Raw genomic sequence first — 23,755 nt, 5'->3', positions numbered from 1 at the left:
AAAATGCTGGAAACAGTCGTAGTCGTTTTTCATCTGCTGGGTGCATTGGGCGTAGTAGCTCTGGTTTTGCTGCAGCAGGGTAAAGGTGCGGATGCTGGCGCGTCTTTCGGAGCAGGTGCTTCAAATACTGTGTTCGGAAGCCAAGGTTCCTCTACCTTTCTTAGTAAGTTTACTGCTATACTTGCCGCCGGTTTCTTCATAACCAGCTTGGGGTTAGGATACTTTGCTAAAGAGAAGGCTCATCAGCTGACTCAAGCAGGTTTGCCAAACCCGGCAGTGTTGGAAGTTCCAAAGCAACAACCGGCTTCTGATGATGTCCCGGTGCTTCAAGAGCAAAAGTCGGCTACTCCAGCGACTGACGTACCTCCGGCTCAAGAGCAGAAGTAAGAAGGGTTTCAAACGTAGTATTGCCGAGGTGGTGGAATTGGTAGACACGCAACCTTGAGGTGGTTGTGCCCATAGGGTGTAGGGGTTCGAGTCCCCTTCTCGGTACCAATTAGTCAGGAGAGCCCGCTGTTGCGGGCTTTCTTGCAGGTGGAAGGTTACATTGACCCTATGAGGGATCGGTCGTATACTTCCGCCCCAGCTTTGTCGCGGGGTGGAGCAGTCTGGTAGCTCGTCGGGCTCATAACCCGAAGGTCGTCGGTTCAAATCCGGCCCCCGCAACCAGTTTAAGGAGCCCCTTTTAAGGGGCTTTTTGTTAGCTGGACACTTTCAACGCCGCTGTTCGACGGCGTTTCAAGGATGGGCGTTTCGCCCATTTTTTTATTTTGCATAGCATGCACATACATGCACGAGGGGGTTCAGGTGTCGAGCAAGCTAGAAGAGTTGCAGGCCTTGCTGGCCCCGGTGGTCGTGGCCCTAGGCTATGAATGCTGGGGTATTGAGTTTTCGGCTCAAGGTCGTCACTCAATGTTGCGCGTTTATATCGATAAGGAAGGCGGCGTGCTGGTGGACGATTGTGCCATCGTCAGCCGTCAGATCAGCGGTGTGCTGGATGTTGAAGATCCGATCTCCGTTGAATACACCCTTGAAGTTTCCTCGCCAGGCATGGAACGCCCACTGTTCACTCTTGAGCAGTTTGCCAAATATGTCGGTGAACAAGTGAAGATCAAGCTGCGCTCGCCTTTTGAAGGTCGACGCAACTTTCAGGGCCTTCTGCGCGGTGTAGAAGAGCAGGATGTCGTGGTGCAGGTGGAAAACCATGAGTTCCTGTTGCCGATCGATATGATCGACAAGGCCAACATTATTCCCAGTTATGACTGAGACGCGGATCCCGCGGATCCAATGGCTTGCGAAAGGCGAGGCGTACGATGAGCAAAGAAGTACTGCTGGTTGTTGAGTCGGTATCCAATGAAAAGGGTGTACCGGCAAGCGTGATTTTTGAAGCGCTGGAGCTGGCTCTGGCCACTGCTACCAAAAAGCGTTTTGAAGACGAAGTTGATCTGCGTGTGGAAATCAACCGCCACACCGGTTCCTACGAAACATTCCGTCGCTGGACGGTCGTCGAAGAGAATGATCTCGATGATCCGGCCATCGAAACCTGGCCGAGCAAGGTTGCTGAAACGCACCCTGGTGCCAAGGTTGGCGACGTTGTTGAAGAAAAGATCGAGTCCATCGAGTTCGGCCGTATCGCTGCACAGACCGCCAAGCAGGTCATCGTGCAGAAAGTGCGCGAAGCCGAGCGCGCTCAAGTGGTTGACGCTTATCGCGAGCGCCTGGGAGAAATCATCTCCGGCACCGTGAAGAAAGTGACCCGCGACAACGTGATCGTCGACCTGGGTAATAACGCTGAAGCGTTGCTGGCCCGTGAAGACATCATTTCTCGCGAAACCTTCCGTGTTGGCGTGCGTCTGCGTGCGCTGCTCAAGGAAATCCGCACCGAGAACCGCGGTCCTCAGCTGATCCTGTCGCGTACCGCGCCGGAAATGCTGATCGAGCTGTTCCGTATCGAAGTGCCGGAAATTGCTGAAGGTCTGATCGAAGTCATGGCCGCATCCCGTGATCCGGGTTCGCGTGCCAAGATCGCTGTCCGCTCCAAGGACAAACGCATCGACCCGCAGGGCGCGTGCATCGGTATGCGCGGTTCGCGCGTCCAGGCCGTGTCGGGCGAGTTGGGTGGCGAGCGTGTCGACATCGTCCTGTGGGATGACAACCCGGCACAGTTCGTGATCAATGCCATGTCGCCGGCAGAAGTGGCGGCCATCATCGTTGACGAAGATGCCCATGCCATGGACATCGCCGTTGGCGCAGACAATCTGGCTCAGGCCATCGGTCGTGGTGGTCAGAACGTGCGTCTGGCGAGCCAGCTGACTGGCTGGACCCTGAACGTGATGACCGAATCGGACATCCAGGCTAAGCAGCAAGCGGAAACCGGCGACATCCTGCGCAACTTCATCGACGAGCTGGAAGTCGACGAAGAACTGGCTCAGGTGCTGGTAGACGAAGGCTTCACCAGCCTGGAAGAGATTGCCTACGTACCGTTGGAAGAAATGCTCAACATCGACGGCTTTGACGAAGACATCGTCAACGAGCTTCGCGCTCGTGCCAAGGATCGCTTGTTGACCAAAGCCATCGCTACTGAGGAAAAGCTGGCAGACGCCCATCCGGCCGAAGACCTGCTCTCGCTTGAGGGTATGGACAAGGATTTGGCGATGGAACTGGCGGTGCGCGGCGTAATTACCCGCGAAGACCTGGCCGAGCAGTCTATTGACGACCTGCTCGACATCGACGGCATTGACGAAGATCGTGCCGGCAAGTTGATCATGGCCGCCCGAGCCCACTGGTTCGAGTAATTAGGCGCGGCCTGAGGAGAGAAGTGCATGACGCAAGTCACGGTGAAACAACTGGCCGATGAGGTCAAAACACCGGTAGAGCGCCTGTTGCAGCAGATGCGTGAGGCAGGTCTGCCGCACACCGCCGCCGAAGAAAATGTGACTGACAGTGAGAAGCAATCCCTGCTGACCCACTTGAAAAGCAGCCACAAGGCGAAAGTGGAAGAACCACGCAAGATCACGCTGCAGCGTAAAACCACCAGCACCCTGCGTGTGGCTGGCAGCAAAAGCATCAGCGTTGAAGTCCGCAAGAAGAAAGTTTTCGTACAGCGTAGCCCGGAAGAAATCGAAGCCGAGCGCAAGCGTGAACTGGATGAACGTCGTGCAGTAGAAAATGCTGCCCGTCAGAAGGCTGAAGAAGAAGCCCGCGTTCGCGCCGAAGAAGAAGCGCGTCGCCAGCCTGCTGCGCCGTCCGCTCCTGCCGAAGCTGTCGCAGCACCTGCACCAGTGGCCGAACCTGTGCGCGAAGCCGCGCCGGTTGTGGCTGCTGCGCCAGCTGCCGACACTCGCAAGCGTGACGAGCAGCGCCGTCCGGACAAGCCGCGTGCCGACGACAACAACCGTCGTGGCGGTGGTGATGGCGAGCGCAAAAACGCTCCGCATCGCGCATCGGTCAAGGAAAAGGCTCCGGCTCCACGTGTGGCTCCACGCACGACCGACGAAGAAAGCGATGGCTTCCGTCGCGGCGGTCGCGGCAAGGCCAAGCTGAAAAAACGCAACGCCCACGGTTTCCAGAGCCCGACCGGCCCTGTCGTGCGTGAAGTGAAGATCGGCGAAACCATCACTGTTGGCGATCTCGCCCAGCAGATGTCGGTCAAGGCTGCCGAAATCATCAAGTTCATGTTCAAACTGGGTACTCCAGCGACCATCAACCAGGTGCTTGATCAGGAAACTGCTCAACTGGTAGCCGAAGAACTGGGCCACAAAGTGACCCTGGTCAGCGACACCGCCCTGGAAGATTCCCTGGCCGAGTCCCTGAAGTTCGAAGGTGAAGCAGTTCCTCGTGCGCCGGTCGTGACCGTAATGGGCCACGTTGACCACGGTAAGACCTCGCTGCTCGACTACATCCGTCGTGCCAAGGTAGCTGCTGGCGAAGCCGGCGGTATCACCCAGCACATCGGTGCCTACCACGTTGAAACCGAACGCGGCATGGTCACCTTCCTCGACACCCCGGGTCACGCCGCGTTTACCGCCATGCGTGCCCGTGGTGCCAAGGCGACCGACATCGTGATCCTGGTGGTTGCGGCGGACGACGGCGTGATGCCACAAACCATCGAAGCCGTTCAGCATGCTGTTGCTGCTGGCGTTCCGCTGGTGGTTGCGGTGAACAAGATCGACAAGCCGGGTGCCGACCTCGATCGCATCCGTAGCGAACTGTCGGCCCACGGCGTGACCTCTGAAGACTGGGGTGGCGACACTCCATTCGTCCCGGTCTCCGCGAAGATGGGTACCGGCGTCGACGAACTGCTCGAAGCTGTATTGCTGCAGGCTGAAGTTCTCGAACTGACCGCCACGCCTTCGGCTCCTGGCCGTGGTGTCGTGGTTGAATCGCGTCTCGACAAGGGCCGTGGCCCGGTGGCGACTGTTCTGGTTCAGGACGGTACGCTGCGTCAAGGCGACATGGTGCTGGTCGGCTCGAACTATGGCCGCGTGCGCGCCATGCTCGACGAGAACGGCAAGCCGATCAAGGAAGCGGGTCCGGCCATTCCGGTCGAGATCCTCGGCCTGGACGGTACGCCTGACGCTGGCGACGAGATGAGCGTGGTTGCCGACGAGAAGAAAGCCCGTGAAGTGGCTCTGTTCCGTCAAGGCAAGTTCCGCGAAGTCAAACTGGCTCGCGCTCACGCCGGCAAGCTGGAAAACATCTTCGAAAGCATGGGTCAGGAAGAGAAGAAGACGCTCAACATCGTCCTCAAATCCGACGTCCGTGGTTCGCTGGAAGCCTTGCAGGGCGCTTTGAACGGCCTGGGCAACGACGAAGTGCAAGTGCGCGTGGTCGGTGGCGGCGTCGGTGGTATCACCGAATCCGATGCCAACCTGGCACTGGCTTCCAACGCTGTACTGTTCGGCTTCAACGTGCGTGCCGATGCCGGCGCACGGAAGATCGTCGAGCAGGAAGGTCTGGACATGCGTTACTACAACGTGATCTACGACATCATCGAAGACGTCAAGAAAGCCCTGACCGGTATGCTTGGCAGCGACGTTCGCGAGAACATCCTCGGTGTGGCCGAAGTCCGTGACGTATTCCGTTCGCCTAAGTTCGGCGCCATCGCCGGCTGCATGGTGATCGAGGGTACTGTTCACCGTAACCGTCCGATCCGTGTACTGCGTGAAGACATCGTTATCTTCGAAGGCGAGCTGGAATCCCTGCGCCGCTTCAAGGATGACGCTTCCGAAGTACGTGCCGGCATGGAATGCGGTATCGGCGTGAAGAGCTACAACGACGTCAAAGTCGGTGACAAGATCGAAGTCTTCGAGAAGGTTCAGGTTGCTCGCAGCCTCTGACTCGCGCACTTCAAGGGCCACGTCGGGCCGCCGCATGCAAGTGCGCGGCGCGGCGTCAGGACTCTAAACGCAACGCCCGGTCTGGCTTTTGTCAGGCCGGGCGTTTGCCGCTTTCAGACCTTGCGGGTTTCACCGCAGGGCAGTAACAGGTAACAAATCATGGCAAAAGAATACAGCCGTACCCAACGTATCGGCGATCAGATGCAGCGTGAGCTGGCCCAGCTGATCCGTCGTGAAGTCAAAGACCCGCGCGTCGGCCTGGTCACCATTACCGCTGTGGAAGTCAGCCGTGACGTCGGTCACGCGAAGATCTTCATCACCGTGATGGGGCAGGACAACGCCGAAGACATCGCGCAAAGCATCAAAGTGCTCAACGCTGCCGCCGGCTTCCTGCGCATGCAGCTGGCCCGTGAAATGAAGCTGCGCAGCGTGCCGCAATTGCACTTCCACTACGACGAAAGCGTCGTACGGGGTGCGCACCTGTCGGCCCTGATCGAGCGCGCCGTGGCTGAGGACAATCAGCACGTGGCTGCGGCAGAACCCGAAGACACCAAGGAGTAACTCGGTGGCTCAGGTCAAACGTATCCGTCGTAACGTCAGCGGCATCATCCTGCTCGACAAGCCGCTGGGGTTCACCTCCAACGCAGCCTTGCAGAAGGTTCGCTGGTTGCTCAATGCCGAAAAGGCCGGTCACACCGGCAGTCTCGACCCTCTGGCCACCGGCGTTTTGCCGTTGTGCTTTGGCGAGGCGACCAAGTTCTCGCAGTACCTGCTCGATTCCGACAAGGGTTACGAAACCCTGGCGCAACTGGGCAAGACCACCACCACGGCAGACGCCGAAGGTGAGGTTTTGCAGGAACGTCCGGTGACCGTTGGTCAGGCCGACATTGAAGCGGTTCTGCCGAAATTTCGTGGGCAAATCAGTCAGATACCGCCGATGTACTCGGCTCTCAAGCGTGATGGCCAGCCGCTGTACAAGTTGGCCCGTGCAGGCGAAGTAGTGGAGCGTGAACCGCGTTCTGTTACTATTGCGCGCTTGGAATTGCTGGCCTTCGAAGGCGATACTGCGCGTCTTGCGGTGGATTGCAGCAAGGGCACCTATATTCGCACCCTGGTGGAGGATATCGGTGAGCAACTCGGTTGTGGTGCGTACGTCGCTGAACTGCGTCGTACCCAGGCCGGGCCTTTCACCCTGGCGCAGACTGTGACCCTCGAAGAGCTGGAAGCGGTACATGCCGAAGGCGGCAACGAAGCGGTCGACCGCTTCCTGATGCCATCGGACAGCGGCCTGCAGGATTGGCCGTTGCTGCAGTTCTCGGAAGCGAGCGCGTTCTACTGGCTCAACGGCCAGCCGGTACGTGCCCCGGATGCTCCGAAGTTCGGCATGGTGCGGGTACAGGATCACAACGGTCGCTTCATCGGTATCGGTGAAGTGAGCGAAGACGGGCGCATCGCGCCGCGTCGACTGATTCGGTCAGAATGACCGGAAACCGGTCTGTGTAACAGCAGGCCGGCGAGTGTGGCTGTCAACAGGCACGGTCACTACTCTTTTATAGATACAGGGATTTGTCCCTGGCCTGTTGAAACTGTTTTTGAAACAGTTTCCTGATAAAAGGATTGCCTCATGGCTCTCGACGTTCAAGAAAAAGCTCAAATCGTTGCCGACTACCAGCAAGCTGTTGGTGACACTGGTTCGCCAGAAGTGCAAGTTGCACTGCTGACCGCCAACATCAACAAACTGCAAGGTCACTTCAAGGCCAACGGTAAAGACCACCACTCCCGTCGTGGTCTGATCCGCATGGTTAACCAGCGTCGCAAGCTGCTGGACTACCTGAAAGGCAAGGACGTGAGCCGTTACAGCGCTCTGATCGCTCGCCTGGGTCTGCGTCGCTAATCAGCGATTGCGCTATGAGGTTGGTTGTCTGTCAGACGTCAGCGGGTTTCCGCCGGCGTCCGGCAGGCTCCCAGCCTCAAGTTTTATCTGGATACACGTTTTACCCTGGACAGGCGTCGGGCCGATTCCCGGCATTGCCCAAGAATTTCGCAAGAAACCAGTTCCCCCAAGAGCCACAAAGAAGGTAGGACACCGTGAACCCGGTAATCAAAAAATTCCAGTTCGGTCAGTCGACCGTTACCCTCGAGACTGGCCGTATCGCCCGTCAGGCCTCCGGCGCAGTATTGGTCACCGTTGACGACGACGTCAGCGTATTGGTGACCGTAGTCGGTGCCAAGCAAGCCGATCCGGGCAAGGGCTTCTTCCCTCTGTCCGTTCACTACCAGGAAAAGACTTACGCTGCCGGTAAGATCCCTGGCGGTTTCTTCAAGCGTGAAGGCCGTCCTTCCGAGAAAGAAACCCTGACTTCCCGACTGATCGACCGTCCGATCCGTCCGCTGTTCCCTGAAGGTTTCATGAACGAAGTGCAGGTTGTCTGCACCGTCGTTTCCACCAGCAAGAAGACCGATCCGGACATCGCTGCGATGATCGGTACCTCGGCAGCCCTGGCGATCTCCGGCATTCCGTTCGACGGCCCGATCGGCGCCGCTCGCGTGGCTTTCCACGAAAGCACCGGCTACCTGCTGAACCCGACTTACGAGCAGCAAGCTGCCTCGAGTCTGGACATGGTTGTTGCCGGTACTTCGGACGCCGTGCTGATGGTTGAATCGGAAGCCAAAGAGCTGACCGAAGACCAGATGCTGGGCGCAGTACTGTTTGCTCACGACGAGTTCCAGGTCGTGATCAACGCCGTTAAAGAACTGGCTGCCGAAGCGGCCAAGCCAACCTGGACCTGGGCGCCTGCTCCAGAAGCCACCGAGCTGCTGGCTGCTATCCGTTCCGAGTTCGGCGAAGCGATCTCCCAGGCTTACACCATCACCATCAAGGCCGACCGTTATGCGCGTCTGGGCGAGCTGCGTGACCAGGTTGTGGCCAAGCTGTCCGGTGAAGAAGGCCAGCCTTCGGCTGCCGACGTCAAAGCCGCTTTCGGTGAAATCGAATACCGCACCGTTCGCGAAAACATCGTCAACGGCAAGCCACGTATCGACGGTCGCGACACTCGCACCGTACGTCCGCTGAACATCGAAGTCGGCGTTCTGCCGAAGACTCACGGTTCGGCACTGTTCACCCGTGGCGAAACCCAGGCTCTGGTCGTCGCGACGCTGGGCACCGCCCGTGACGCACAACTGCTGGACACCCTGGAAGGCGAGAAAAAAGACCCGTTCATGCTGCACTACAACTTCCCTCCGTTCTCGGTGGGCGAGTGTGGTCGCATGGGTGGCGCCGGTCGTCGCGAAATCGGTCACGGCCGTCTGGCCCGTCGCTCGGTTTCGGCCATGCTGCCAGCCGCTGACGTGTTCCCGTACACCATCCGCGTGGTGTCGGAAATCACCGAATCCAACGGTTCGAGCTCGATGGCTTCCGTTTGCGGCGCTTCCCTGGCCCTGATGGACGCTGGTGTTCCGATGAAGGCACCGGTTGCCGGTATCGCCATGGGTCTGGTTAAAGAAGGCGAGAAATTCGCCGTCCTGACCGACATCCTGGGTGACGAAGACCACTTGGGCGACATGGACTTCAAAGTAGCCGGTACCGCCAAAGGTGTGACCGCGCTGCAGATGGACATCAAGATCAAGGGCATCACCGAAGAGATCATGGAAATCGCTCTGGGCCAAGCCCTGGAAGCGCGCCTGAACATCCTCGGCCAGATGAACCAGATCATCGGCCAGTCGCGTACCGAACTGTCGGCCAACGCTCCGACCATGATCGCGATGAAGATCGACACCGACAAGATCCGTGACGTCATCGGTAAAGGCGGCGCGACCATCCGTGCAATCTGCGAAGAGACCAAGGCTTCGATCGACATCGAAGACGACGGTTCGATCAAGATCTTCGGCGAAACCAAGGAAGCGGCTGAAGCAGCACGTCAGCGCGTTCTGGGTATCACCGCTGAGGCCGAGATCGGCAAGATCTACGTCGGCAAGGTTGAGCGCATCGTCGACTTCGGCGCATTCGTCAACATCCTGCCGGGCAAGGACGGTCTGGTTCACATCTCGATGCTGAGCGACGCTCGCGTAGAAAAAGTGACCGACATCCTGAAAGAAGGCCAGGAAGTGGAAGTGCTGGTACTGGACGTGGACAACCGCGGCCGTATCAAGCTGTCCATCAAAGACGTGGCAGCTGCCAAGGCTTCGGGCGTTTAATCACCCCGCAGCTCTAGCGCAATGAAAGATGCCCCGCCGTGAAAACGGCGGGGCATTTTTTTGTCCATGAAATATCGAGTCATTCGGCGAAGTTGCCGACCTGCAAGACCAGTGCTAGGTTTAGCCCACCGCCCGTGTAGCTCAGCCGGTAGAGCAGCGCACTCGTAACGCGAAGGTCGCAGGTTCGATTCCTGTCTCGGGCACCATTTCGCTTTTCCCTCTCCGTGCTCCGCCCTCGAAATCCGGTTTTATATTCCCCCGGTCAACTTTTTGTGGGAGAGATGTAAAGTCCCGTGTAATTCGCTCGCCAAACGTCCTATATTCGTTGTCTGCATGAGCATCGCTTAGCAGTTTTCAGATGATCCCGAATGGTTCCGAAGGCCGGACAGTCCGCGTCAGAGAGATCCTTGATGATCCAGATCCATCCTCCATTCCCATGATCAGCGAGAACGCCATGAACGAATTAACTCAAGAGCAACGTCACGAAGAAGCGCTTAGAAAATACATCCTGGATGTTCCGGATCTGAAGGAAGAGATCAAGGACCTGAGTCCCGATGATCAGAAAGACCAGATTCAGTGGGCGTTCGAAGATGAAGCCGAGGCCCAGGGCCTGCAGCCGTGGGAGTTGACCCTCAAGTACACCAGTACGCCTGAAGAGTTCGAGGCCAAGCGCCTGGAGCTGCACAAGGAAGCGGCTGAAGTGTTGGGCGTCGAGTGGGAAGAGTACTGCGAGATGAACAATCTCGTCGTATAACGACTAACGACAGCAGCGAGCTACGAGCCGCAAGCTACAAGTAAAAGCACAATCGCTTTGGCTTGCAGCTTGTAGCTCGCATCTTGCCGCTGCCCTTAAATGCTCAGTCGCATCGACAGGTCTACAGCCTTCACGTCCTTGGTCATCGCACCGATCGAGATGTAGTCCACCCCGGTCTGTGCGATCGGCAGCAGCGTGCTTTCGTTGATGCCGCCACTGGCTTCCAGTTTTGCCTTGCCGGCGTTCAGGCGCACGGCTTCGCGCATGTCATCAAGGCTCAGTTCGTCGAGCATGATGATGTCGGCTCCGGCGGCCAGCGCCTCTTTCAACTCTTCCAGACTTTCCACTTCGATTTCCACCGGCTTGCCCGGGGCAATCTTGTGCGCAGCGGCAATGGCTTGCGGGATGCCACCGCTGGCGGCGATGTGGTTTTCCTTGATCAGGAACGCGTCGTACAGGCCGATGCGATGGTTATGGCAACCGCCGCAGGTGACCGCGTATTTCTGCGCCAGCCGCAGGCCCGGCAGGGTCTTGCGGGTGTCGAGCAGTTTCACCGAAGTCTCGGCAACGAAATCCGCCAGGTACTGCGCGCGGGTCGCCACGCCCGACAGCAATTGCAGGAAGTTCAGGGCGCTGCGCTCACCGGTCAGCAGCGAACGGGCAGGGCCTTCCAGATGAAACAACGGCTGATTCGGCGAAACCCGTTCGCCATCGCGCACCTGCCAGTGCACCGCTACCCGTGGATCGAGCTGGCGGAACACCGCATCGACCCAGGCGGTGCCACTGATGACGGCGGCGTCGCGGGTGATGATGGTGGCTTTGGCCAGACGTTCGGCCGGGATCAGTTGCGCGGTGATGTCGCCGCTGCCGATGTCTTCGAGCAACGCACGGCGCACGTTGGCTTCGATTTCGGCGGTCAAATCGGCGAGACGTAGATTCGGCATAACGGGCTCCACAAACTAAGTGGCCCGATTATAGGGGCATGGCATCAGCCAACCCAAGGCGAGAACCGCTACGCAGCGCTGCATCCGGTCGATTTTCTTGAGCAATCCCCATTCCTTCGTGGTCACTGCAAGGTGTCGGCGCATAGGGGAAACCCTGACGGCTCTGGCGCCGGAGACATCTTTTGCAAGATAATCCGCCTTGCATTTGACGCCATGACTTTGACGTCGGCGAATTACCGTTTCAGGAGGCTTGGATGCACAACGACGGGAATGTAGTGCCTTTGCACAAGGTCACTGCCGATCAGGCGACTCACTCGCCGCTCGCCCGCCTGCCTGTGATTCTGCTTCAGGTTCGCGACAAAGCTGCCCAGCGCCTGCGCAACGGTTTGCAGGAGTTGTTCGATAACGCCGACGACACCCTGTTCGAAATGGCCGATCGGGCACGCAATGACGTCGAACAGAACATCTTTTTCGAGGCCATGCGCGACCTGCGCCTCAAGCGCAAGAACATCGAGCGCGGTTTTCTCGAGCAGTTCTTCGAGGCCTTTGTCGGCCTCACTCAATTCGATCCCGTCCCCACCGTCCTCTCTCATGCTTTGCAGCACGAGGACACGACAGCGCGCACCGATGACATGGAGCGCAACGTCGCGGTGGAAACCATGGTCGGCCGCGTACTGAATCGCGACGGTTTCGCCCTCGATCAACTGACCGCGCGATTCAATGCGCTGTTGGGCAAGACCCTGGACGATCAATACAACCCGCTGGGCCCGGCGATGCTTTGCGAATACTTCCTGCAAGCGGGGCGCAATCTGGGGGTGGAGATCAAGGTCAAACTGATCCTGCTCAAATTGTTCGAGCGCTATGTGCTGGCCGACACCGATCAACTCTATGCCGAAGCCAACCAACTGCTGATCGCCACGGGCGTGTTGCCCGAGCTCAAGCCGGCACCGGCCCGTCGTGCCATCGATCAGACCGTGGCCAGCGTCCAGAGTGAACTTGAGGGCGTCGACCCAACCCAGACCGATACGGGCGTGCAGGAGGTCTTCGCCGCGTTGCAGGAGTTGCTGCTGCATGTGCGCGGCAGCGTCGCACCGACCCTTGAGCCCAGCGCTCCCGCCCAACCGATTTCCACCCGCGACCTGCTGCGCCTGCTTTCGCACCTGCAGCAATACGTGCCGGCGCTGGCGGTGCAGGATGACTTCGATTTGCGCCATCAGCTTGAACAGTTGCTGACGCGGGTCAGCGTGCGCAGCGGCAAGTCGCGAATCGTCGGCGGGGCCGACGAGGACGTGATCAATCTGGTGGCCATGGTCTTCGACTGCATCCTAGATGATCGCAACCTGCCGGATTCGCTCAAGGCGCTGATTGCCCGGTTGCAGATCCCGATGTTGAAGGTCGCGGTGATCGACAAAAGCTTCTTCAGCCGCAGCAGCCACCCGGCGCGGCGCCTGCTCAATGAAATCGCCGAGGCGGCGATGGGCTGGGGCGAGTGCGACGTGAATGCGCGCGACAGCCTGTACCTGCGCATCGAGCAAGTGGTGCAGCGCCTGCTGACGGATTTCGTCGATGACCCGGCGATTTTTTCCGAGTTGCTGGCGGACTTCCTCGCCTTCACCAGTGACGAGCGCCGTCGCAGTGAATTGCTTGAACAGCGATTGCGCGATGCCGAAGAGGGCCGGGCGAAAACCGAACTGGCCCGCCAGCGGGTCGAGCAGGTGCTCAATCAGGCGTTGCTGGGCAAAGTTCTGCCACCGTCAGTAGTGACGTTCGTGCAGGAGGCCTGGAGCAAGGTGTTGCTGCTGACCTGCCTCAAGCACGGCGATCAGTCCGCCGAATGGCAGGCCGACGTGCAGACCATGGAGCAATTGATCTGGAGCGTGCAGCGCCACGACGACGCCGATGCTGGTCTGCGTCTGCTGGCGCTGGTGCCGGGGTTGCTCAAGTCATTGCGCGACGGCCTGAGCACTTCAGCTTTTGATCCGTTTGCCACCAGCGGCTTTTTCAGTGAATTGGAAGCGCTGCATGTGCGCCTGCTCGAGCCGTCCAGCGCACCGGATCAGTCCGTGCTGCCGGAAATGATCGAGGTGTCGCAGACGATTGTCTTGCAGATGGCCGACGACGGCCTCAAGCCACGCACGCCAGCGCGTTTGCCAGCCGACGATGCGGGTCTACGCCAGGTCGATCAGCTGCGTCTGGGCAGTTGGGTGGCGTTCGAGGAAGACGAAGAACACACCCTGCGCTGCAAACTGGCGGCGATCATCGAGGCGACCGACAAGTATGTATTCGTCGACCGTACCGGGATGAAAGTGCTGGAGCGTGACCGCACCGAACTGGCCCTGGCATTTCGTCGCGGCGCGGTGCGGACGCTGGACGACACCTTGCTGTTCGATCGGGCGCTGGAGTCGGTGCTCGGCAATCTGCGGCGGCTCAATCGCGGCAAGTGATCGCGCGCCGGGGGCCGATCACGGCATACTGGTCGCCAACACAGTCGGCGTTGAAGGAATCGGTATGCAGTTGGATCCCGCAAGCGGGTGGTGTCACGGGGTGCAGGTCTGCCCTTCGCCCAACTTCAATGAACGCCCGGCGGGCGAAGTTTCCCTGTTGGTCATCCACAACATCAGCCTGCCACCGGCGCAGTTCGCCACCGGCAAGGTCCAGGAATTTTTCCAGAATCGTCTGGATGTCACGGAACATCCCTACTTTGCCGGGATCGCCGACCTGCGCGTGTCTGCGCATTTTCTGATCGAACGTGACGGCAAGGTCACCCAGTTTGTCTCCTGTCTTGAGCGTGCCTGGCATGCCGGTGTTTCGGTGTTCGAAGGACGGGAAACCTGCAACGATTTTTCCGTGGGCATCGAGCTGGAAGGCACCGATGATCTGCCGTTCACCGATGCGCAGTACCAGGCGTTGATCGCGCTGACCCGGCAGATACAGGCGGCGTTCCCGGCGATCACGCTCGAGCGTATCTGCGGGCACAGCGACATCGCCCCCGGTCGCAAGACCGACCCCGGACCCGCATTCGACTGGGCACGCTACCGCGCTGCCCTGGCACAAGAGGAAGGACAATGAGTTTTCTGGTGTTACTGCTGGCGGTCTGGATCGAGAAGTTCTCGGCTCTGCGCCAACGGGTGCAACGCGATGGCGGATGGATCCGCGAACTGCACAAGCTTGAAACCGGCGGGCTGGCGAAACAGCCGTGGCTGGTGCTGACCGTCCTGGTGCTGTTGCCGGTGGCGCTGCTGGGCTTGCTGCTGGTGGTGCTGGAGCCGGTGGCCTACGGTCTGCTGGCGTTGCCGGTGCATTTGCTGGTGGTGATTTACAGCCTGGGGCGGGGTGACCTGCTGGGCGAGCTCGGGCCGTTCCGCGATGCCTGGCGCCGTGAGGATCTGCAGGCCGCCGCCCATGTGGCCAAGCGTGATCTGAACATCTGCGCCGAAAGCGGCGAACAATTGCTGGAGCAAGTGCAACGACATCTGTTGTGGCAGGCCTACCAGAGCTTTTTTGCGGTGATTTTCTGGTATTTCCTGCTCGGTCCGGTGGCGGCGCTGAGCTATCGCTTGCTGGCGCTGGCCGAAGAAAACGCCCAGAACCCGGCGGTGGCCGAACGGGCCGGGCAACTGCGTCATGCCTTCGACTGGGTGCCGGTGCGCCTGCTGGCCGCGAGCCTCGCCCTGGTCGGCAATTTCGTCGCGGTCAGCCGAGTAATGCTGCACGAACTGCTGAACTGGAACATCAGCGCCGCGCAACTGATCAACAAGGTCGGGCTGGCGGCCGGGGAAATCCCGCCGGCCGCTGTCGGTCCCGAAGGCATCAACACCCTCGACTGCCTGTGGGAACTGCTGCTGCGGGCGGCGGTGCTGTGGTATGCCGGCTTTGCCCTGTGGACGGTGCTGGCATAGGCCATTCAAGTGACGAGGGGGGCAATCCCCCTCGTTAACCTTAAGTTACAAAACCTCCCTTCGATTTGAGCTATACAGAGATGGCGCCCGATAGTGGCTATCTGCTGTCGCCTCGCGCCTGCCAATAAAAAAAACAAGAAAAAACCAAGGGAGACTTCCAGTGAAGAGCTTGCTCTATCCCGCCGTCTCGTTGATGAACCGCTTGAGCTTCGGCATGAAGTTCAGCCTGATCAGCGTGCTGTTCCTGGTGCCGATGCTGGTGACCAATTTCTATCTGGTGCGCGACTCCTATCGCGAATTCCAGGGCACCCGGGTGGAGCTGCAGAGCCTTGACCTGCTGGGCAGCAGCCTGACCCTGCGCCGGGATCTGGAAACCCTCAACAATCTGGTGCAGATCAACGTCACCCTCGGCCAGTCCGGCAAGGCCGGCAATGTCGAGGCGCAGATCACCAGCCTTGAGCAAAACGTCCTGGCGCGCCTGCAAGGGCTGACGCCGATGACCGAGGATCCGGAGCAGATCAAATTCTTCGAGGCCAAGCGCGATGAAATGATCGCCGCGTTCAAGGCCCAGCAAGCGGAAAACTCCCTGCAAAGCAAAAGTGCGCTGATCGGCAAGCTGCTGGGCAATGCGCAGGTTTTCAGCCAGATCGTGGCCAGTCAGGCGGGCTTGAGTCGCGACAACCAGAGCGACATTCGCCAGCTCAGCGAGCTGATCACCGCGATCACGCCGGCCGTTACCCAGGCCTTGGGCGAGGGGCGGGCGATGGGCTCGTATTCATTGGGTCAGGGCTTTCTCAACAGTTCGTCGAGCACCCGCTTTGACGAGTTGCTGGTGCAGATCGAAAAACTTCAGGCCGAGTACGGCCTGAAGTTGCAGGACGCGCTGGGCTCGAGCAAAGCCGCCCGTGACTCCCTGAGCACCCCGGCCGATGCCAGTAAGGCGTCGCTGAAACAGGCCGGCACCCTGATCGAAGAACAAGTCGTGATGGCCGAAACGCTCGACGCTCCATGGCAGGGGTTTTATGACCAGGTCACCGGGCTGATGGACCAGACCTATCAGCTCAACGACGCCACTCTGAAATTCATTGATACCCAGTTGCAGCAGCGCCTGGGGCAAAACCGCGCGCACATGGTGCTGCAAGCTGTGGCATTGTCGGTGGTGTTCGTGCTGATTTTCTATCTCTATGGCGGCTTCTACGCTTCCACCCGCGCCACCCTGAAAAACCTCGGCGCCATGATGGATAAAGTGGCGGCGGGCGACATGACGGTGAATTTCCGCGCCAACAGCCGTGATGAACTCGGCGAGTTGGGCGAAGTGTTCAACGGTACGGTGAAGAAAATCCATGACCTGATCGAACGGGTCGGCCACACCGTTGGCGAGGTCGAGCGACAGGCGGGGCAGGTGGAAAACGTCTCGGCGCAAAGCAATCAGGCGGTCGCCGGGCAACGCACGCAGATTGAGCAAGTGGCCACCGCGATGAACCAGATGTCGGCGACATCGCTGGAGGTGGCACGCAGTGCAGCGGCAGCGGTCAGCAGCGCCCACAGCGTGAACGACGAAACCATCAGCGGTCGCGGGTTGGTGGAATCGCAGCAGGGCAGCATTGCTGCTCTGGCGAGCGAAATCGATCAGTCGGTGCTGGTGATCAACCAATTGGCCAGCGACAGCCAGGCGATCAGTCGCGTGCTGGAAGTGATCAAGAGCATCGCCGAACAGACCAATCTGCTGGCGCTCAACGCCGCGATCGAGGCCGCGCGGGCCGGTGAGCAGGGCCGCGGTTTTGCCGTGGTCGCTGACGAAGTCCGCACGCTGGCCAAACGCACTCAGCAATCGACCGAAGAAATCGAGCAGATGATCGCCAAACTCCACGGCGGCGTCGGCGCGGCAGTGAAGGCCATGGGCGTCAGCCATCAGATGGCCAACGGCACGGTGGGGCAGTCGGAGAAAGTCCAGCAGGCGCTGGAAAACATCCTCGGCGCTGTCGGCATGATCGTCGACCAGAACCAGCAGATTGCCGCCGCCGTCGAGCAGCAGACCGCCGTCGCCCACGATATCGACCAGAACATCGTCGAGATCAACCGTGCCGGCGAGCGCACCGCAGAAGGCGCGCATCAGACCGAAGATGCCAGCCGCGCGTTGTCAGCGCAGGTGGTCGAGTTGAAACAGCTGATCAGCGCGTTCCGGGTTTGAAGCGACCTGCCTCCTGTGAGGCAGGTTTTTTCGGAATGGCTTGTAGTACTTTTTGGCTTACATCTGTAAGCAAAATCCTGTTTTCCTCCGGGGGCTGGTTTTTCGTCTTCAATGAACCAAGCTCAGTTCATTGACCACTTGGAGGAGATCGCACATGTCCGTCGCAACCCTGGGCGTCCAGGGCCGCTGTGCCCACTGCCAGACCACGCTGGTGCTCAAGCCCTGGCAGCTGAATGCCATTTCGATCCACGAAGCGTTCACCTGTGCCCATTGCCAGAAAAGCCTGGAATTGCGCTGCCCCAAGCAGATCAAACGTTTCCGTTCGCTCGATTCACTCGGCCTGCTGCGCGCCAGTGCGCTGGTGACGGTGTGCACCGCGCTGCTGGTGGCCCTGGTGATGGAGTGGGTGGGTCTGCTCAGCGTCACCGAGCAGCTGAACGGATCGCTGATCGCGATTTTCGTGTACTTCGCGGTGATTCGTTATGCCCGGCAGCGCCAGCACCTGACGCTGATTCTCGACGCGGCCAAGGCCCACGCCGACTGACTACCAGCCGAACACCTCGCAGCTGTTGGCGGTACTGGCGGCAGCGAGTTGTTGCGCACTGATGTTCATCAAAGTGGCCAGTGAGTCGCAGATCGCCGGCAGATGCGCTGGCGTATTGCGAATGCCGGGGTACATGGCGGGCGCCATGTCCGGTGAGTCGGTTTCCAGCACCACCGAATCCAGCGGCAAGTCGGCCAGCACCCGGTGCATGCGCAACGCCTGCGGCCAGGTCGGTGCTCCCCCGAGGCCAAGTTTGAAACCGAGCTTGATGTATTCCCGCGCTTCTTCACGGCTGCCGGCAAAGGCGTGGATGATGCCGGCGCGTTTGAGCTTGAACCGCTTGAGCGTGGCGATCACCGCCGCATGGCTGCGCCGTACGTGGATCAGCGCCGGTAATTCGAAATCCGCCGCCAGTTGCAGCTGCGCTTCGAACAGCGCTTGCTGGCGTACGCGGTCGAGGGTTTCGATGAAGTAATCCAGGCCGATTTCGCCGACCGCGCACAGCTGCCGATGACCCTTTAGCCGTGTCAGCCAATCGCCCAGTGCCAGCAGGTCTTCAGGCCGATGCTGATCGAGATAGACCGGGTGCAATCCGAACGCCGCATACAAATCGCTATCGCTCTGCACCAGATCCCACACCCGCTGCCAGTTGCCTTCGTAGACACCCAACACGACCATTCGCCGCACCCCGAGGGCGCGGCTTTCGGTGAGCAGTGCCGCGCGGTCGGCGTCGAAGTCGGGGAAGTCCAGATGGGTGTGGCTGTCGATCAGCTCCACGGCTCAGTCCCGGTGAATACGCTGCTTGAAGGTACGGGCGATGGCCTGCACGCCAGGCTGGTAGTCCGATTGTTCGACCGCCGCCAGCGCCAGTTCCAGCGCCTTGTCGGCGATCAACTGGTGCTGCTGGGCCATGGCGTTGACCGGCAGCGGCAGGAAGTCGAGCAACTGGGTGTCGCCGAATGTGCCGAGGCGCAGCGGGCGGTTTTTGAGCGGGAAGTCATGCAGCGCGTCGAACACGCCCTGCAGCAGCACGTAGGACGTGGTCACCAGCGCGTCCGGTAAATGCCCGAGGCGTTGCAGGAGTTCTTCCATCAACTGCTTGCCGCACTCGCGGCTGAAGGACTCGGCGTGTTCGATCAGCACTTCGCCCTTGAACCCGGCCAGGGCTTGCTTGAACCCGGCTTCACGTTCCTGGCTGATGCTCAGTTCCGGGCGGGCGCCCAGCAGCACGATCTGTTTCGGCTGCGGGTCGAGCAGGCTTTCGGTCAGGTGCAGGCTGGCTTCGCGGTCATCGCTGACCACCGAGCAGAAATGTTCGGCATCCATCACCCGGTCGATGGCAATGATCGGCAAACCCTTGGTCTGCAACTGGCGATAACTGTCGTCACCGGCCGGCAGGCAACTGGCGACGATCAACGCATCGCAGCGCCGGGCTCGGAACAGTTGCAGCAATTGCCGCTCGCTGTCTGGCGCATCGTCGGAGCTGGCGATCAGCAGCTGATAGCCGCGTGCCCGAGCGCCTTGCTCCAGCAGTTTGGCGATCCGCGCGTAACTGGGGTTTTCCAGATCCGGCAGGATAAAACCCAGGGTCCGGGTGTGCCGACTGCGCAACCCGGCCGCCTGTGGATTGGGGGTAAAGCCGTGCAGATCGACCACCGCCCGCACCCGCTCGACGGTGGCGTTGCTGATGCGTTGCTGTTCGGCCTTGCCGTTGATGACGTAGCTGGCGGTGGTCACGGACACTCCGGCCAACCGCGCGATATCACTGAGTTTCAACCCGGGATTTCCTTGTTTTTTCGAGCTTGCCGCGACATTTTCGCCAATCCTACCCGATTCAGGCAGGCGACCATTGTCTCAGCGCATCCGACAAGTTGGACTTCAAGGATGGGACATTATCGAGTAACGTGCCGATCAATCTAGATTAAACGTTTCAGCAAGCGTATTTTCTACGTTTTAGACGCCTTTGGCCGGTTCTGCCGTGAAACCGCCAAAACTGCCTCCTGAAAAGGATGGCCTACAGCGCCTAAGCTGCAACCATTCAAAACAATACCTGGCGTCACACGACGCCAAAAAGGAGATCGCATGCTCGAGCTCACTGTAGAGCAGATATCCATGGGCCAGTCGGCTGTGGATAAACCCGCCGCTTTGCAATTGCTGGCCAGTCATCTGGTCGCCGATGGACTTGTCGCCGACGGCTACCTCGCCGGCCTGCAGGCCCGGGAGGCTCAGGGCTCGACCTTCCTCGGCCAAGGCATTGCGATCCCCCACGGCACGCCCGAAACCCGTGATCAGGTGTTTGCCACCGGCGTGCGCCTGATGCAGTTTCCCGACGGCGTGGACTGGGGCGATGGCCAGATCGTGTATCTGGCCATCGGTATCGCTGCCAAATCCGACGAACACTTGCGCCTGCTGCAACTGCTGACCCGCGCCCTCGGCGAGACCGATCTGGGCCAGGCCCTGCGCCGCGCCAGTTCGCCCGAAGCGCTGCTGAAACTGCTGCAAGGCGCGCCGCAAGAGCTGGCGCTGGATGCGCAGATGATCGGCCTCGGCGTATCGGCCGACGATTTCGAAGAACTGGTCTGGCGCGGAGCACGCCTGCTGCGTCAGGCCGATTGCGTGAGCAACGGTTTCGCCGGCGTGTTACAGCAGGTCGAAGCGCTGCCGCTGGGCGATGGCCTGTGGTGGCTGCACAGCGAACAAACCGTGAAGCGTCCGGGCCTGGCCTTCGTCACGCCGGACAAACCGATGCGCTACCTCGGTCAGCCCCTCAGCGGTCTGTTCTGTCTGGCCAGTCTCGGTGAAGCGCATCAGGCGTTGCTCGAGCGGTTGTGCGCGTTGCTGATCGAAGGTCGCGGCCACGAATTGGGTCGCGCCACCAGTAGCCGCAAAGTCCTCGAAGTGCTCGGCGGCGAGTTGCCGGCCGACTGGCCTAGCGCACGTATCGCATTGGCCAACGCCCATGGTCTGCACGCGCGGCCGGCGAAGATCCTCGCGCAACTGGCGAAAAGTTTTGACGGCGAAATCCGTGTGCGCATCGTCGACGGTCAGGACAGCGCCGTATCGGTGAAAAGCCTGAGCAAATTGCTGAGCCTCGGCGCCCGTCGTGGCCAGGTGCTGGAAATCATCGCCGAACCGAGCATCGCCGCCGACGCCTTGCCGGCCTTGCTGGCCGCCATCGAAGAAGGCCTCGGCGAAGAAGTCGAACCGCTGCCGGCCGTCAGCCAACAACCCGAAGTGATCACCGACATAGCCGAAGTTATCATCGCCCCGGCCTCCGGCAGCTTGCTGCAAGCGATTCCCGCCGCCCCCGGCATCGCCATCGGCCCGGCGCACATTCAGGTCCAGCAAACCATCGATTACCCGTTGCGCGGCGAGTCCGCCGCCATTGAGCGCGAGCGTCTCAAGCAAGCGCTGGCCGACGTGCGTCAGGACATTCAAGGCCTGATCGAGCGCAGCAAGGCCAAGGCGATCCGCGAGATTTTCATCACCCACCAGGAAATGCTCGACGACCCGGAACTCACCGATGAAGTCGACACTCGCCTCAAGCAGGGCGAAAGCGCCGAAGCAGCCTGGATGGCCGTGATCGAGGCCGCTGCAAAACAACAGGAAGCGTTGCACGACGCGTTGCTCGCTGAGCGCGCCGCCGATCTGCGTGACATTGGTCGTCGGGTGCTGGCGCAACTGTGTGGCGTGCAGACGCCCGCCGAGCCTGAGCAACCGTACATTCTGGTGATGGACGAGGTCGGCCCGTCCGACGTGGCGCGTCTGGATCCGGCGCGGGTCGCGGGGATTCTTACCGCCCGTGGCGGCGCCACCGCTCACAGCGCCATCGTGGCTCGCGCGCTGGGAATTCCGGCGCTGGTCGGTGCGGGCGCAGCAGTGCTGCTGCTGAAACCGGGCACGCCGTTGCTGCTCGACGGCCAGCGCGGTCGCCTGCACGTGGACGCGGATGCCGCGACCCTGCAACGCGCCAGCGAGGAACGCGACACCCGCGAACAACGCCTGAAAGCCGCCGCCGAACAACGCCATCAACCGGCGCACACCACCGACGGCCACGCCGTGGAAGTGTTCGCCAACATCGGTGAAAGCGCTGGCGTCATCGGCGCGGTGGAGCAGGGCGCCGAAGGCATCGGCCTGCTGCGCACCGAACTGATTTTCATGGCCCATCCGCAAGCGCCGGACGAGGCGACTCAGGAAGCCGAATACCGCCGCGTCCTCGACGGCCTCGCCGGTCGGCCGCTGGTGGTGCGCACCCTCGATGTCGGCGGCGACAAACCGCTGCCGTATTGGCCGATCGCCAAGGAAGAAAACCCGTTCCTCGGCGTACGCGGGATTCGCCTGACCTTGCAGCGTCCGCAGATCATGGAGGCGCAGTTGCGCGCCTTGCTGCGTTCGGCGGACAACCGTCCGTTGCGGATCATGTTCCCGATGGTCGGCAGTGTCGAAGAGTGGCGTCAGGCCCGCGACATGACCGAGCGCCTGCGTCTGGAAATCCCGGTTGCCGATCTGCAACTGGGGATCATGATCGAAGTGCCGTCCGCCGCCTTGCTCGCGCCGGTGCTGGCCAAAGAAGTGGATTTCTTCAGCGTCGGCACCAACGATTTGACCCAATACACCCTGGCCATTGACCGGGGTCACCCGACCCTGTCCGCCCAGGCTGACGGCTTGCACCCGGCGGTGCTGCAACTGATCGACATCACCGTGCGCGCGGCCCATGCCCACGGCAAATGGGTCGGCGTCTGCGGCGAGCTGGCGGCGGATCCGCTGGCGGTGCCGGTGCTGGTCGGCCTCGGTGTGGATGAACTGAGCGTCTCCGGGCGCAGTATCGCCGAGGTCAAGGCACGCATCCGCGAACTCAGCCTGACCCAGACTCAAACCCTTGCTCAACAAGCCCTGGCCGTGGGCAGCGCCAACGAAGTGCGTGCATTAGTGGAGGCCCTGTAATGGCCAAGATTCTCACCCTGACCCTCAACCCGGCGCTGGACCTGACGGTGCAGTTGCCACGCCTTGAGGCCGGTCAGGTCAACCGCAGCGACGAGATGCACACCCACGCTGCCGGTAAAGGCGTGAACGTCGCTCAGGTGCTGGCCGATCTGGGGCATCAACTGACGGTCAGCGGCTTTCTCGGCGAAGACAATTTGCAGGCGTTCGAAAACCTGTTCGCCAAGCGCGGTTTCACCGATGCGTTTATCCGGGTGCCCGGCGAGACCCGCAGCAACATCAAGGTCGCGGAGCAGGACGGACGCATCACTGACATCAACGGCCCGGGCCCGGTTGTGGGCGTGGTGGCGCAACAGGCATTGCTGGAGCGACTGGTGCAGATCGCGCCGGGGCATGACGCGGTGGTGGTGGCCGGCAGTTTGCCGCGCGGCGTGACTGCACAGTGGCTGCGCGAGTTGGTCGAGCGTTTGAAGGCGTTGGGTTTGAAAGTCGCCCTGGACACCAGCGGCGAAGCTTTGCGCGCAGCGCTCAAGGCCGGTCCGTGGCTGATCAAGCCGAACACCGAAGAGCTGGCCGACGCGCTGGGCTGTGAAGTGGTATCCCACGCGTCTCAGGCCGAGGCAGCCAATCGGCTGCACGGCCAGGGCATCGAGCATGTGGTGATTTCCCACGGCGCCGACGGTGTGAACTGGTTCAGCGTCGGCTCGGCACTCCATGCGACGCCGCCGAAGGTCAGCGTCGCCAGCACGGTCGGTGCCGGCGATTCGTTGCTGGCCGGCATGCTCCACGGTCTGCTCAGCGCGGACACGCCGGAACAAACCCTGCGCACTGCTACGGCGATTGCGGCGCAGGCGGTAACTCAGATCGGTTTCGGCATTCACGATGTTGCGCAACTGGCGCGGCTCGAACAGGGCGTGCGCGTGCGCCCCCTGACAGAACAATAAGAGGG

At 60.6% G+C, this 23,755-nt stretch carries 19 protein-coding genes and 3 tRNA genes; 19 read left to right on the top strand and 3 right to left on the bottom strand.

The window, feature by feature from the left end:
• The first annotated feature begins 3 nt into the window (after positions 1-3).
• The 12 genes from secG to QLG12_RS20725 all read left to right on the top strand — a co-directional run bounded on the left by secG (position 4) and on the right by QLG12_RS20725 (position 10,287).
• The gene (gene secG, locus QLG12_RS20780; protein WP_011332406.1) at positions 4-387 is read left to right on the top strand and encodes a preprotein translocase subunit SecG; all 384 of its coding nucleotides are present in this window, start codon (positions 4-6) and stop codon (positions 385-387) included.
• Positions 388-409: 22 nt separating this feature from the next.
• A tRNA-Leu gene (locus QLG12_RS20775) sits at positions 410-495 on the top strand.
• A gap of 97 nt (positions 496-592) precedes the next feature.
• Positions 593-669: transfer RNA gene (locus QLG12_RS20770), tRNA-Met, on the top strand.
• A gap of 138 nt (positions 670-807) precedes the next feature.
• Positions 808-1,266: a ribosome maturation factor RimP gene (gene rimP, locus QLG12_RS20765; protein WP_064384139.1), complete on the top strand. Its 459-nt coding sequence runs from the start codon at positions 808-810 to the stop codon at positions 1,264-1,266.
• A gap of 47 nt (positions 1,267-1,313) precedes the next feature.
• A complete protein-coding gene (gene nusA, locus QLG12_RS20760) occupies positions 1,314-2,795 on the top strand; it encodes a transcription termination factor NusA (RefSeq protein ID WP_039769175.1) in 1,482 nt (493 codons plus the stop codon).
• Between the two features lie 27 nt (positions 2,796-2,822).
• Positions 2,823-5,339, top strand: coding sequence for a translation initiation factor IF-2 (gene infB / locus QLG12_RS20755; RefSeq protein WP_007953742.1), 2,517 nt, complete (start codon positions 2,823-2,825; stop codon positions 5,337-5,339).
• Positions 5,340-5,498: 159 nt separating this feature from the next.
• Positions 5,499-5,900: a 30S ribosome-binding factor RbfA gene (rbfA, locus tag QLG12_RS20750; RefSeq protein ID WP_007953741.1), complete on the top strand. Its 402-nt coding sequence runs from the start codon at positions 5,499-5,501 to the stop codon at positions 5,898-5,900.
• A 4-nt stretch (positions 5,901-5,904) separates the two neighbouring features.
• A complete protein-coding gene (truB, locus tag QLG12_RS20745) occupies positions 5,905-6,822 on the top strand; it encodes a tRNA pseudouridine(55) synthase TruB (protein WP_007953739.1) in 918 nt (305 codons plus the stop codon).
• A gap of 141 nt (positions 6,823-6,963) precedes the next feature.
• Positions 6,964-7,233 (top strand): 30S ribosomal protein S15, encoded by a 270-nt coding sequence (gene rpsO / locus QLG12_RS20740; RefSeq protein ID WP_011332409.1) that lies wholly within the window; start codon positions 6,964-6,966, stop codon positions 7,231-7,233.
• 194 nt (positions 7,234-7,427) lie between these two features.
• Entirely contained in the window at positions 7,428-9,533 is a 2,106-nt protein-coding gene (gene pnp, locus QLG12_RS20735; RefSeq protein ID WP_011332410.1) for a polyribonucleotide nucleotidyltransferase, read from the top strand.
• A 130-nt stretch (positions 9,534-9,663) separates the two neighbouring features.
• Positions 9,664-9,739 (top strand) — tRNA-Thr (locus tag QLG12_RS20730).
• Positions 9,740-9,987: 248 nt separating this feature from the next.
• A complete protein-coding gene (locus QLG12_RS20725; RefSeq protein WP_064384138.1) occupies positions 9,988-10,287 on the top strand; it encodes a DUF6388 family protein in 300 nt (99 codons plus the stop codon).
• 95 nt (positions 10,288-10,382) lie between these two features.
• Here the strand turns inward: QLG12_RS20725 and nadC are convergent, their stop codons facing one another.
• A complete protein-coding gene (gene nadC / locus QLG12_RS20720) occupies positions 10,383-11,231 on the bottom strand; it encodes a carboxylating nicotinate-nucleotide diphosphorylase (RefSeq protein ID WP_011332412.1) in 849 nt (282 codons plus the stop codon).
• Between the two features lie 254 nt (positions 11,232-11,485).
• Between nadC and QLG12_RS20715 the strand changes: the two genes are divergently transcribed.
• The 5 genes from QLG12_RS20715 to QLG12_RS20695 all read left to right on the top strand — a co-directional run bounded on the left by QLG12_RS20715 (position 11,486) and on the right by QLG12_RS20695 (position 17,865).
• Complete coding sequence (locus QLG12_RS20715) at positions 11,486-13,675, top strand: DUF1631 domain-containing protein (RefSeq protein ID WP_282475149.1); 2,190 nt, start codon at positions 11,486-11,488, stop codon at positions 13,673-13,675.
• 64 nt (positions 13,676-13,739) lie between these two features.
• Complete coding sequence (gene ampD / locus QLG12_RS20710) at positions 13,740-14,300, top strand: 1,6-anhydro-N-acetylmuramyl-L-alanine amidase AmpD (protein WP_282475148.1); 561 nt, start codon at positions 13,740-13,742, stop codon at positions 14,298-14,300.
• Entirely contained in the window at positions 14,297-15,130 is an 834-nt protein-coding gene (ampE, locus tag QLG12_RS20705) for a regulatory signaling modulator protein AmpE (RefSeq protein WP_197871361.1), read from the top strand. The genes ampD and ampE overlap by 4 nt, the downstream gene beginning before the upstream one ends.
• Positions 15,131-15,290: 160 nt before the next feature.
• The gene (locus QLG12_RS20700) at positions 15,291-17,321 is read left to right on the top strand and encodes a methyl-accepting chemotaxis protein (protein ID WP_282475147.1); all 2,031 of its coding nucleotides are present in this window, start codon (positions 15,291-15,293) and stop codon (positions 17,319-17,321) included.
• Between the two features lie 154 nt (positions 17,322-17,475).
• Complete coding sequence (locus QLG12_RS20695) at positions 17,476-17,865, top strand: hypothetical protein (RefSeq protein WP_011332417.1); 390 nt, start codon at positions 17,476-17,478, stop codon at positions 17,863-17,865.
• Here QLG12_RS20695 and QLG12_RS20690 read toward each other — a convergent pair whose 3' ends face one another.
• Positions 17,866-18,642: a TatD family hydrolase gene (locus QLG12_RS20690; RefSeq protein WP_282475146.1), complete on the bottom strand. Its 777-nt coding sequence runs from the start codon at positions 18,640-18,642 to the stop codon at positions 17,866-17,868.
• A gap of 3 nt (positions 18,643-18,645) precedes the next feature.
• Positions 18,646-19,641: a catabolite repressor/activator gene (gene cra, locus QLG12_RS20685; RefSeq protein ID WP_197871367.1), complete on the bottom strand. Its 996-nt coding sequence runs from the start codon at positions 19,639-19,641 to the stop codon at positions 18,646-18,648.
• 306 nt (positions 19,642-19,947) lie between these two features.
• Here cra and ptsP point away from each other — a divergent pair, with 306 nt between their 5' ends.
• Both ptsP and pfkB read left to right on the top strand, forming a co-directional pair.
• A complete protein-coding gene (gene ptsP, locus QLG12_RS20680) occupies positions 19,948-22,809 on the top strand; it encodes a phosphoenolpyruvate--protein phosphotransferase (protein ID WP_282475145.1) in 2,862 nt (953 codons plus the stop codon).
• Positions 22,809-23,750: a 1-phosphofructokinase gene (gene pfkB, locus QLG12_RS20675; RefSeq protein ID WP_282475144.1), complete on the top strand. Its 942-nt coding sequence runs from the start codon at positions 22,809-22,811 to the stop codon at positions 23,748-23,750. Before ptsP ends, pfkB begins: the two co-directional genes overlap by 1 nt.
• Positions 23,751-23,755 lie beyond the last annotated feature (5 nt).

The organism is Pseudomonas sp. V88_4 (assembly GCF_029967985.1).
Lineage (GTDB): Bacteria > Pseudomonadota > Gammaproteobacteria > Pseudomonadales > Pseudomonadaceae > Aquipseudomonas > Aquipseudomonas glycinae.
The sequence above is the reverse complement of the archived record's forward strand: the minus strand, read 5'-3'. Positions and strand labels throughout refer to the sequence as shown.